Origin of the sequence: Skermanella stibiiresistens SB22 (genome assembly GCF_000576635.1) — a bacterium.
GTDB classification, from domain to species: domain Bacteria; phylum Pseudomonadota; class Alphaproteobacteria; order Azospirillales; family Azospirillaceae; genus Skermanella; species Skermanella stibiiresistens.
On record NZ_AVFL01000184.1, the window covers coordinates 1 to 209 of the forward strand.

The following is a 209-nucleotide window of genomic DNA, read 5'->3' on the forward strand; positions in this document are numbered from 1 at the left end:
GTACTCGGTGTTCCAGGTTGATGGCGTCGGCGGCTTGAACAGCCGTCCGAACAGCAACTTTAACGCCTACATTTCCGGGCTGGGCAATATTCAGTTTATTTCCTGCAACCCGAAAATCACCGTGGTGGCCAACAACGGTTCGACGGTGAATTTCGGCACTATCCCGCGTCAGAATGCGGTGGTGGGCAAAATCGAGAAACAGGTGCCAT

Annotated in this window: 1 protein-coding gene; it reads left to right on the forward strand. The window is 53.6% G+C overall.

What is annotated here, in order from left to right:
• Positions 1-209, forward strand: a 209-nt coding sequence (locus N825_RS35975; RefSeq protein WP_037462717.1) for a hypothetical protein, incomplete at both ends; no start/stop codon positions are given.